Source organism: Phormidesmis sp. 146-12 (genome assembly GCF_052939495.1).
Window position 1 is genome coordinate 1 of sequence record NZ_JBJPHS010000182.1, and the last position, 8360, is coordinate 8360.

8 protein-coding genes and 1 pseudogene are annotated in these 8360 nt (G+C 45.4%); 4 read left to right on the forward strand and 5 right to left on the reverse strand.

The annotated features are described in order from the left end of the window. Positions 1–70: 70 nt before the first annotated feature. Positions 71–772, reverse strand: a complete 702-nt coding sequence (locus tag ACKFKF_RS33420; protein WP_446862413.1) for a hypothetical protein — start codon at positions 770–772, stop codon at positions 71–73. Between the two features lie 416 nt (positions 773–1188). Next, entirely contained in the window at positions 1189–2076 is an 888-nt protein-coding gene (locus tag ACKFKF_RS33425) for a helix-turn-helix domain-containing protein (protein ID WP_446871689.1), read from the reverse strand. Positions 2077–2265: 189 nt separating this feature from the next. On the opposite strand from ACKFKF_RS33425, the gene ACKFKF_RS33430 reads away from it, so the two are divergent. Both ACKFKF_RS33430 and ACKFKF_RS33435 read left to right on the forward strand, forming a co-directional pair. Beyond that, entirely contained in the window at positions 2266–2670 is a 405-nt protein-coding gene (locus tag ACKFKF_RS33430; RefSeq protein ID WP_446871690.1) for a nuclear transport factor 2 family protein, read from the forward strand. A gap of 106 nt (positions 2671–2776) precedes the next feature. Then, positions 2777–3349, forward strand: a pseudogene (locus ACKFKF_RS33435) (SPFH domain-containing protein); the annotation flags it as partial. A 62-nt stretch (positions 3350–3411) separates the two neighbouring features. Here ACKFKF_RS33435 and ACKFKF_RS33440 read toward each other — a convergent pair. Together ACKFKF_RS33440 and ACKFKF_RS33445 are read right to left on the reverse strand one after the other, a co-directional pair. Next, positions 3412–4941, reverse strand: coding sequence for an alpha/beta hydrolase family protein (locus tag ACKFKF_RS33440; protein WP_446871691.1), 1530 nt, complete (start codon positions 4939–4941; stop codon positions 3412–3414). A gap of 68 nt (positions 4942–5009) precedes the next feature. Continuing rightward, positions 5010–5144, reverse strand: coding sequence for a hypothetical protein (locus ACKFKF_RS33445; protein WP_446862409.1), 135 nt, complete (start codon positions 5142–5144; stop codon positions 5010–5012). A 1142-nt stretch (positions 5145–6286) separates the two neighbouring features. Here ACKFKF_RS33445 and ACKFKF_RS33450 point away from each other — a divergent pair. Beyond that, positions 6287–6763 carry a beta/gamma crystallin domain-containing protein gene (locus tag ACKFKF_RS33450; protein ID WP_446862408.1) on the forward strand — a complete coding sequence of 159 codons (477 nt, stop codon included), beginning with the start codon at positions 6287–6289 and terminating at the stop codon, positions 6761–6763. 267 nt (positions 6764–7030) lie between these two features. After that, entirely contained in the window at positions 7031–7405 is a 375-nt protein-coding gene (locus tag ACKFKF_RS33455; RefSeq protein ID WP_446862407.1) for a hypothetical protein, read from the forward strand. A 21-nt stretch (positions 7406–7426) separates the two neighbouring features. Here ACKFKF_RS33455 and ACKFKF_RS33460 read toward each other — a convergent pair whose 3' ends face one another. Continuing rightward, complete coding sequence (locus tag ACKFKF_RS33460) at positions 7427–7825, reverse strand: RidA family protein (protein WP_446871692.1); 399 nt, start codon at positions 7823–7825, stop codon at positions 7427–7429. Positions 7826–8360: the final 535 nt, after the last annotated feature.

Consider the following 8360-nt stretch of genomic DNA (forward strand, 5'->3'; position numbering starts at 1 on the left):
TACTTCCCTCCTAGCTTCCTTTCTCGCTTTCCTGAGTTTTGTCAGTCAAGCAGCGTGCACAACTGGTACTTTATTTAATTGCAGATCCCTTATATCTTTGCCAAACTTCTTCACAGATCTCAGCCCACTGAGTCAGGACTTGCTGAGAAGGTGCAGTGTTCGGTGCTTTTTTAGCAGGCTCCTGCCCCCCAAAAGCGTCTTTAATCGATTCAGCAATCTCAAGTTGGTAAGCGAGTCTCAGTGAAGCATCCCACATTCCCTGCGTAACTAGTAAATCCATCATTCCAGCGATCTTAGGAGAATCGCCGCGAGTTGCATTTGGCGTGTGTAAGACTCGTTCTAACCATAATCCTAGCGTCGTTGTATCGATCGATTGTCCAAAAATCCACCAGGCGTTAAAGTCTCCATTGTGTGTGATGCGGTGGTTGACCATTTTGCGAGTGGACACCCAATGACCATTCTCCATGTGCCAAACGATCGCTTCTCTTGCGGGCATCCACTCATGCCAATGAGTCTCCAGAATCTTCGGCGGGCTGCTAGTACCGTAGCGATAGTGCCATACAGCGGTTATCGTGGAGTCTAGGGGCTGAATACCTGCCGCGATCGCTCTTCGCCTGATCGGAGCAAACGCAGCTTCTAGCGCCTGAGTCAGATTACGGCGTTTCCGGTTCACCACCTTTTTGCCGACAAACATCACCTGGTGCTCTTTGTTTTGCGCGACAACCAATCCGCCGCCTGCTTGCTCTCCCCGAATCTCAGTTTCATGACCCATTGTTTTAAATATTTTAACGACTTGCTTAGGTAACAGCGTCTGGCTATCTGTCTCAAGTCGTCTCCCGACAAATCCGAAATTACCGCACATCAGTTCGCACCTTCTCCAAAAGCGATCGACAACTCGGCACAACTTGTAGAACGATAAGTTGTGCCAAATGACACTCTTATTAATCAGGTGGGTGCTACTGCGATCGATTTATGCAGAATTTATCGCTACTGTAAGTGTTGACAACTGGGCTACTGTGTTGCAGGGGACTTTCACCCCATTAGATCACGCCCAGCATGGGCGTACACAATGTGATGGAGCGGCTAGTAGAGTTTTTCAGCTTCGTTTCAGTGGTATTTATCGCCGCTCATCTTCACCGTTGTGCTTACATCTTTGCGTAGATCTGTGACCCCAGAATCCGCTTTGGATCATCGCTTTTGATAAGCTTTGGGTGTCACCCCTGCCATCTGACGGAAGACTTTTGTGAGATGAGTTTGATTTGCAAAGCCGCAATCTAGAGCGATGTCGCTAATTGCAATTGATCGCTGTTTCAGTAATTGCTTGGCTCGTTCCACACGTTGTTGCATCAAATACTGATAGGGTGTAGTTCCCACGAATTGCTTGAAGGATCGGCTAAAGTGAGATTCGCTCATGCGGGTCAAAGTCGCCAAATCCAAAATCGATAAATCCTGTGTCAAATTCGCCTGCATATAATCAATGACTCGCTCCAACTGTGATTGGGATAAACCGTTGGCTTTGAACTCAGGCTTGCTGACTCCATAATTCTGCACTAAACGAGCGGCAAGCCCTGTTCTTAATGACTCGCCATACAACCTGCTAGACATACAGCCCGTTTGGATTTCCGTCTTGAGTGCGAGGGCTAATTGCTGGATGACCGGATCATCGATCGACACCTGTGGAATCAGTTCTACCTCACGCTGCATCAATTCCTGGGTGGTTTGATTCAGCAAGGTTGGACAAATTGCAATCACTGAAAATTCGACTTCTTGATCCCAGTTTGTCCAATGACTTAGAAATGCTGGGATAACATCGACGCGACCGTTGCCGTGGGCATAGTGTTTCAATTTGCCGTCCAAACGACGCTCTGCCCGAAAGCAACTTTTGGGGTCTGTAATCACCAGTGAATGCTGTAAAAGGCAATGCTCGATCGTCTGATAGGGAGGATGGCAGTAGTGGATAAAGGTCAACCCTTTCCACCCCGTATGATAGCTGGCGACTAGAGGTGTTTGTGGAAGCACCCGTACTACTTCCTGCGGGTTTGTCAGATCAAGTATGGAGGTTGCATGATTCACCATCGGCTTTACCCGGTCAAGATTTCACATCCCAAGCAGGATTGGGATAATTTTAGCAGAATTGGATGAGACGGCAGGTTGAGGCTAAGACTATTGTAGGGGATGTCTTACAAAGGTGATCTGTGGCGGGTAATGGGCAACGTTGTACGGCTTTCCTGTTTTAACGATATTCGGAGTGTGTGGTGAACGATCATGAGTCCAAATCAACAGTTTCTGCAAAATTTATACGATGCCTTCAACAACCGTGAGATTGAAACCATCATCTCGGTGATGCACCCGGACGTGAAATGGGCAAACGGGGTAGAAGGCGGCTTCGTTTATGGGCGCGATGCGGTGCGCGAATATTGGATTAATCAATTCAAAAGTATTCGAGTGAAGCTTGAGACGTTGAAATTCGAGACGGATGAAAGCAATCGAAATGTCGTTACTGCTCATCAAATCGTCAAAGATTTGCAAGGCAATTTGCTTGTAAATACAACAATTCAGCAAATCTTCACCATTGAGGATGGTTTGATCAGCCTTTACGAAATTGGCGAAACCGAAACCATCCAAGAGAAGATGGGTCTATCGGAATCATTATGCATACGTTCACCATAAACAGTCTGTAGGGGTTAAGAATTCTCAAAGCTCCTCAAATGCGTTAGCTCTTCCTAAATTTAGTGCTTGACTAGCATAACTCACCCGGTAGACCCGAAAAGTATCGCTTCGCATTCGCAACTTCGACAGCAAAATTTTGAAAGTCAACGAAGCGCAAGGTAGCCCGATTGAGATTTCTGCTGTGGTCGTGTGGCAAGTTCAAGATTCTGCCCAATCTCGCTTTGCGGTGGACAACTATGAGCAGTTTGTGGCAACCCAAAGCGAAACTGCGATTCGATCGCTTGCTCTGCGTTATCCTTACGATGCTGAGGCTGGAACTCCTTCTCTACGCGGAGTGCCTGACGAAATTATGCGGGCACTGCGTGAAGAACTACAGGCACGGCTCACGATCGCAGGCGTTGAAGTGTTGGAGGCGCGTCTGTCGCATCTTGCTTATGCGCCAGAAATTGCTCAAGTCATGCTGCGACGGCAACAAGCTCAGGCAATCATTGGGGCGCGTCGCCAAATTGTCGAAGGTGCAGTTGGAATGGTTAACGAAGCTTTAAAGCGGTTGAGCGAAGAACAAATTGTGAATCTAGACGAAGAGCGCAAAGCCATAATGGTGAACAATTTACTGGTTGTTTTAACCTCGGATCAAAATATTCAGCCTGTGCTGAACACTGGAACACCATACGCTTGAATTAAAGCTCAAACCAAGTGCTTGCTGATGAAAGGGTTGTGTCGCAAAGACTTCTTCTCAAACTATCTCATTCGCGGCATTGGTCGTGTCTGACTGATAATGCTGATGTTGGGATCGAAAGGCGTAGAAGCGTTAAATAGTGCATCAAACGCACGATGATCGTTAAGTATATGCGCTCTCAAAAATAAGCCGCTCGATTTCGCGATCGCGCTTGTCGCTGCTGCTTGATCTAAAGTCGGTCTGTTTGGGTCGCGGGCAGGATTATCTTCGTTGGTGATGCCGTAGTGATTCGCACCCTTGACCGTGATTAAAGCTTTAGGGGGATTGCGAATTTGATCATAAGTTCTTTGAGCATTAATTGGTGCAGCAACACCATCCAAATCGCCTTGAATTAACCCGATCGCGATCCCATGATTATTAATTGGCAACGCTTCGTTCGTTTGCTGATTTCGTAAATTAGCACCATAGAAGATACCTGCCTTTAGCTCCGGCGGGCGGGTGTAGCCTGGCGAGGAAAATCCCGGCACCTGGATGTCTTGCTGAGATGCCGTTAGTCCGACAGCTCCGCCAAACGAGTGCCCCAGCAATCCTAACTTGGTTGTATCTATGATCTTAAAGAGTGGTGACTTAGCATTTTGGTCTTCTACTTTCACCTGAGCCAAAACATCATTTACTTGATTTTGCTCAGAAAACAACCCAGTAACCGATTGATCATTTGGTCCTGAAAGTGTTCGCTCATGATTGGGAACGACCACCACAAAGCCATAACTTGCAACCTGCTTGGCGAAATTAGAGTAATCGGCTTTATCTACTAACGCACCCTGCAACAGAAGTACAATGGGAAATTCGATCGAATTACAATTTGATTTAGGTACCTGGGGAAAATAAACATCTGCTGGGTCTCCGTTGGCTGCGATCGTGGTCGTATATTGTCCAATCTTGTTGTAAAGATGATCCAAGCTAAAAGGCGATTTCGCTGGCTTGTTTTGATCAGCGCGAAACATGCCTACGCCTGAGCGACCGTCTGCCAATTTTGCCCAAACCGCAACGGAATCTTGGTTCAGACCTTTATTCAAAAAATCTAACTCGGTTACCGTTGATCCGAGTAGCCCATCTCCAGTCGCAATAATCTCTTGCTGTCCTATGAAAAGACCACTGCCGCCCGTATCAAAGTCTGCAAGATAAGCAACCGTTCCGCGATCGTTGATATCAACCCCTCGAAACGAACTAAAAGCACCACGACTATCAGCAATTTCGGTCAAATGATTGCCCTTTCCAGTCAATACCTCAATCTCTCCATCTGGTTTAATCGCAATAAATGCAACTGTTCCGAGATCGTTAATCGAAGAACCCACGCCCAAGAAACTAAACTCACCAGATAGGTCTGCAACCGTGCGAAGCGAATTGCCATCGCCGACAAAGATGCCTGCATCCGTCGGAGAATTTGCACCCCAAAATGCAACCTGATCCTTTTCATTGATCGCAGGTGCAGTCGGAATGGGCACACCTGTTGGGCTAAATTCAAACGTGGCGAAATTTGCCGTGGCTGCAATCGCTGTAAACGTGTAGCCTAGTTGTCTGCTTAAAATCATAGTTTTCTCCATAAAATCAAATTGGTTATGCCTGACTGATGATACTTACATTGGGAGCGGAGACAGGATCAGCTGTAAGTGAGCAGAAAATATGGCGCAATTTGTAAATGAGTGCCGCAATGGGTCAGTGCCACTCCAGCCCAGCTTCCTGGTCGCTGCTGAAGAGGTGGCTTTCGATCGCTTTGAGAGGAAGACTTGTGCATTGTTTCTGTTTAAGTAATGGTGAGGGACGATTTTGCTGCATGACTGCACACTATTGTTATGGGTACTAGAAGCTAAAAATTATGCAGTTTTGTTTATCAATCACAAGCGATTTCCATTTCTCTTTTACCTGTTTGAGGGGTTCCTCAACTTCGGAAGCATTAATCTCTTTGCCTGCTCTCATGATGGACAAATTGTAAAACGATCAAGTCTGCTTTTCTCACCAAGGCAGCCGTTGCACTTAATCTATTTTTTTTCAAAATTGCCCAGATTACTGCCTTATGGCATAAGCAAAACTACGTCTTATGGCATAGATGTACGCTGCATGAATCGATCATGGTATCACCCACTGAATTAGTAGAAATGCAATTTAGCGACACCTTACCTTGTAGAACGATAAGGTGCGCCGAGTTGTTGATCGCTTTTAGAGGATGTACCGACTGATGTACAGTAATTTTGGAGCTAGATGACCGCATCCACAGAGTTTATCTTTGGAGAGTACCCACAGATACATCAAACTGAGAAAGCATAGCAAGGTTCATCAAACTCTATTCTTTCGGAGTTAACGTATGGCTGCCATCAAAACAATGCTATTTCGTCAATTGTGGCTTTAGTTTTAAAACAGAGCCTAGTTCCCGTTACTATACTATTCAGCATAGTGTTGAATTATGCTCAAACAAATAATAAGCAATTCGAGCATTAAAAGAAGGGTATTTATAGTGAAGTACTTGCAGCTAAAATTGATTTAAGCGGCTGTGGGCTTATTTTTCCTGATTGTGGTGCTAGTCAAATGCTTTTGTCTAGCATCTTAAGGAAAGACCAGAGCATGATTTTTTATTCGGCTTCTCTCTTGTTTATTGATTGTTTAGAAGTTTACAGATGGATTTTCAGTTAAACTTGATTTCTAGATTTAAGCCACACGCCCTTTTATGCAAGGATCTCGCTACTACCCCAAATGCTTGACATCTAATAATCAGTTCTTTACCCAGGGGTTGCTTCGCATTTTTTTGAAACTGGTGCAGCAATCCTGCATAAAAGACGGATTGACAGACCCACTAATTATACAGAGGTAGAAGACTTCAAATTAAGACTAACGAGGTCTTCAACCACTGTTGAAGAAACAAATCGTACAAGGAGTAAAATCATGGATTCTAAGATGCCAAAAAGTCAAGAACAGTCAGAACAACTACGGAGTGAGAAGTTTGAAGCGACAGCGGGGGGGAGACTTGCCACCCTAGTCAAGAACCGCGCGTTGCCAGGTAAGGTGGCTAAGTGGGCTGTCCTGGCTGTATCCCTAGTTGGGGTCTCTGCTGGTATGAGTATGCCAGCTCATGCACTCAACCGGGCAAAGTGCGAAAACGGCACTTTTAACATCTTTCAAAAGCAAGATGGTCCTGCAGGAGGTACCGGTCAGCAACTCTACAGAGCCACAATGTGCTTTGCTAATGCTGGAAAGCAGAACGTTCTTATCGCTGACGTGCTTCGCGTGTGGTCAGGAAACAACGCTGGTAAGATTGAAACTAATAAGGGAGTATTTGTTTTTGGTAAAAATGCAAATCTGAACTTCACGCGCCCAGGTGGTACGGGTCCATTAGTCATTTATCGCATCGTTATCCTCTGATGTTATGCGCTAGAGTGTAGTAGGAAGCACCTTTTCCTGCTTGGCGTTTAAATCAAATCTAAAATGAGTAGAGCGCATCTCCAAAATCAGTGATTTTGGAGATGCGCTCTACTCATTTTGCAGAACCTTCATGGAGGGTCATCTTCAATGTCTTTCAAGGACTGGGCGGAGTTCCCACAAGGGCTGACAGTCCCACAATGTGCTTCGCTAATGGTGGCGATCTTCGTGTTCTTATCGCTGACGTGCGTGCCTTGAGGTCAGGAAACAATGCTGAGTCATCACGCTTATTTGATCAATGACGATCGTATTTTAACGGGCGATTCTCTACTAATCCGAGGCTGTGGACGCACAGATTTCCAGAACGGCGATGCTGGCAAACTTTATGACTCAGTGACACAACGCTTGTTCACCCTACCTGACATGATACGGGTCTATCCGGGGCGAGACTATCGGGGGCATAGCGTTTCTACGATCGCTGAAGAGAAATGCTGGAATCCCCGATTTGTGAACTGTCCTGGAAATCCGGCGACTGCAAAATCGCGGACTGATTTTATTCAACTGATGACGAATCTAAACTTACCAGTCCCAAAGCGAATGCTAGAAGTTTTACCCGCAAATGAATTGTGTGGTCAAAAGTGGTGATATAACTCCCACTAAAATTATCTATTTAATGCTAGCGATCGCTTCAATCTCAATCAGGATTGATGGTGATGCGAGGGAAGCTACGCCGATACCCGTTAAAGACGGACGAGATTCGCCTAAAAAGCCAGAAAGAATAGGGGCAAGCGTTTCCAGATGCTCTCCAACTTCACCTCGAACATACACACGAACTTGCAGTAGCTGTTCGACCGATGAACCAGCGGCGGTCAGGGCAATTTTAAGATTGTCAAGCGCCTTTCTCGCTTGTCCTTCGAGCGAGTCCTCTGTGGTTTCATATTGATGATTCCAATCGACCTGACCCGATACGAAAACTAGCCCCAATTCTGTCTCAACAGTAGCCTGAGACATGCCAAATGCAGCACCATCGTACAGTTCTTCTGGATTGACTAGCTTCTTGCTCATATTGTCCTCCTAGTTGATTCAAGGAAATTCTAGCAGATGCGAACAACTTCACATACTTCGCCCGAACAAGTTCCGAACTCTCTTTGCTACTTTCTTGATATATTCAAGGGCAGAACCTCGCCACCAAAATAATGAGGCGTACTAGCCTGCTTTCATTTGTATCGCCTTAGTTCCCGTTGCTATCTATTCAGTATGATGTTGAATTATGCTCAAGCAAACAATAAGCAATTCGAGCATTAAGAGAAGGTTATTTCTAGTTAAGTACTTGCAGCGATCTAGCAGCATTTGCACGATCGCGGGAGGTGTTTTACTTGGAGCTAAAGTTGATTTAAGCGGCTATGGGTTTATCTTTCTTGCTTGTAGTTCTAGTCAAATGCTTTTATCTAGTATCTTAAGAAAAGACCAAAGCATGATTTTTTATTCGGCTTCTCTCTTTTTGTTTGTTGATTGTTTAGGAGTTTACAGATGGATTTTTAATTAACTCAGATCTTGCACCATTCTCAAGAAGGGGTTGCCAAATCGCCAGAAATCTGAA

What these genes read in the sequence shown, in the direction of transcription:
- ACKFKF_RS33440 (WP_446871691.1), bottom strand. Translation starts at nt 4,941, where the DNA reads ATGATTTTAAGCAGACAACTAGGCTACACGTTTACAGCGATTGCAGCC.
- ACKFKF_RS33425 (WP_446871689.1), bottom strand. Translation starts at nt 2,076, where the DNA reads ATGGTGAATCATGCAACCTCCATACTTGATCTGACAAACCCGCAGGAA.
- ACKFKF_RS33445 (WP_446862409.1), bottom strand. Translation starts at nt 5,144, where the DNA reads ATGCACAAGTCTTCCTCTCAAAGCGATCGAAAGCCACCTCTTCAGCAG.
- ACKFKF_RS33460 (WP_446871692.1), bottom strand. Translation starts at nt 7,825, where the DNA reads ATGAGCAAGAAGCTAGTCAATCCAGAAGAACTGTACGATGGTGCTGCA.
- ACKFKF_RS33420 (WP_446862413.1), bottom strand. Translation starts at nt 772, where the DNA reads ATGGGTCATGAAACTGAGATTCGGGGAGAGCAAGCAGGCGGCGGATTG.
- ACKFKF_RS33455 (WP_446862407.1), top strand. Translation starts at nt 7,031, where the DNA reads ATGCTGAGTCATCACGCTTATTTGATCAATGACGATCGTATTTTAACG.
- ACKFKF_RS33430 (WP_446871690.1), top strand. Translation starts at nt 2,266, where the DNA reads ATGAGTCCAAATCAACAGTTTCTGCAAAATTTATACGATGCCTTCAAC.
- ACKFKF_RS33450 (WP_446862408.1), top strand. Translation starts at nt 6,287, where the DNA reads ATGGATTCTAAGATGCCAAAAAGTCAAGAACAGTCAGAACAACTACGG.